Annotated in this window: 2 protein-coding genes; both read right to left on the bottom strand. The window is 36.1% G+C overall.

The genetic code is table 11. The annotated features are described in order from the left end of the window. On the bottom strand, window positions 1-1,445 hold a 1,445-nt coding region (locus H7254_RS20810; RefSeq protein WP_301934805.1), incomplete at its 3' end, for a tetratricopeptide repeat protein. Window positions 1,446-1,451: 6 nt separating this feature from the next. Next, window positions 1,452-2,267, bottom strand: an 816-nt coding sequence (locus H7254_RS20805) for a sensor histidine kinase (RefSeq protein WP_301934804.1), incomplete at its 5' end; no start/stop codon positions are given.

Raw genomic sequence — 2,267 nt, 5'->3', positions numbered from 1 at the left:
ATTCCTTTTACAATCGCATCGGCTCTTTTGCCATGGTGATTTATTTTTTCTTCGTTTGCAATTACATCATTGGCAATTTCTTTAGCATCAGTAATATTACCTTTTTCCATTTCATCCTTCATCTCTGCCAGCAATTCTTTATTTACTTCCGAAAAGTTATTCACAAAGTTTAAAGGGTTTTGAATTTCATGAGCAATACCGGCGGTCAACTCTCCAAGAGAAGCCATTTTTTCGGATTGAATTAATTGGGACTGAGTCAATTTTAATTCCTGTAAGGTGCTTTCTACTTTTAGTTTTTGCTGTGTGAGAGAAAAATTTGTTTTCTGCTTCTGCCTGTTGTTACGGTACAAAACAAAGGCTACAGCAAAAAGGATAAAAAGGCCGCCAAATAATATATTAAATTTGAATTGAGTTTGCGCCTCCTCCTTTGCATCTTGTAACTCTTGCTGGCGCATCGTTTCATCAAAACCGAGTCCCTGTATTGCATTTTGTTTTTCCCGGCTAAACAAACTGTCCTTTACAGTCATGGATAAGTTCTGGTACACAAAAGCGCTGTCAACATTGTGTGTAGCCATATAATAGGCGATTAAAAAATTACTGGCATCTATTGCGGTGATGGTAAAGCCTACTTTTTGTGTAAATACCAATGACAGCTTTGCATAATACAAGCTGGAATCTAATGACCCCGCTTTTTGAAAAACTCTGGCCATACCAAGATAGACTTCCGAAATAGCTTCAGGATCATTTTGTTCTAAAAGAAAAGGAATACTTAACCGGTACTTGCTCATGGCAAGCCCGGGCTGCCCCATTTTTAAATAAATATTACCAAGATTTGCTAAAGCTATTCCCGTTGGATAATTATTCTTTTGTTGTACTAACAAATCATATGCAAGGTTAGTATAGATTAAAGCAGAATCGAGCATATTTAATTTTTCATAACTGTTTCCCAGATTTGATGTAATAACTCCAACATTTCGTAGATCGTTAATTGATTTAAAAATGACAAGTGCTTTTAATAAATAATCAATAGCCCGGCGATAATCGCCCATGAAAAAATAATTATTGGATATGCTCCCTAGAATACTTGCAATGGCTCTTTGATCCTGAGTAGTTTCTGCAATTTTAAGTGCTTTCAGGTGAAGTTGCAATCCTTTGAGATAATTACCTGTGGTAGAAAACACATTTCCACTCTGATTCATGCTTATGGCTTCTCCTTTTGCAAAGCCTATTTTATTTGAAAGCGAAAGGCCTTGCTGTGCCAGCAACAGTGCTGTATCAGGTTTGGAGTACATATAACTTTTGCTTAATTGATAAAGCTGCATTACCCGGCCGGTATCTTGTTTTTCAATTTGCAATAACTTTTTCAAGCTATCAATAGAATTGCTTTGTGCCTTGCAAAAAGGAGAAACTAATAAAAGTAAAAATATTTTAAGAACTCTTTTCATACTTTGTCAATTTGTTGGTAATTGAATAATAAATGTTGTTCCTTCACCTTCCTTTGTTTCCACCTTCAGCTCACCGCCATGCGCTTTTAAAATATCATACGCTAATGATAATCCAAGTCCTGTTCCTTGTCCTGTTGGTTTTGTAGTAAAGAACGGTTGAAATATTTTATCTAATATCTTTTGAGGGATGCCATTGCCGTTGTCTTGTACTGAAATTAAAACTTTATCAGCAAGTTTTTTTGTGCTAACTGTAACAGTGGGTTCGTAACCTTCGCCGAGTTGCTTTTTCTTTTCATCAACTGCATAAAATGCATTCGTAATTAAATTCAAAATCACCCTGCCAATATCCTGCGGAATGATGTTGATGTTACCAATCGTTTCATCAAAATCAGTTTTCATCGTTGCATTAAATGATTTGTCTTTTGCACGCAATCCATGATAAGCTAATCGTAAATATTCATCAGCAAGTTTATTGATATCGGTTGGTTCTTTTACACCGCTGCTGCTGCGGCTGTGTTGCAGCATTCCTTTTACGATTGCATCAGCACGTTTGCCATGATAATTTATTTTTTCTGAGTTATCTATCACATCATTGGCAAGAGCTTTTACCTCTTCAATATTTCCCTTGACGGCTTCTTCTTTTAATTCAGAAAGCAATTCTTTATTCACCTCAGAAAAATTATTTACAAAATTTAACGGGTTTTGAATTTCATGTGCAATGCCGGCGGTGAGTTCACCCAGTGATGCCATTTTTTCACACAGGATAAGCTGGGATTGCGTGGATTTGAGGTTTTCTAAAGCAGTGTTGAGTTCTTTAGTTCT

Origin of the sequence: Ferruginibacter sp. (assembly GCF_014377975.1) — a bacterium.
Classification (GTDB): Bacteria; Bacteroidota; Bacteroidia; order Chitinophagales; family Chitinophagaceae; genus Ferruginibacter.
Note: the sequence above shows the minus strand (reverse complement) of the source record. Positions and strands in the feature narration are given on the sequence as shown.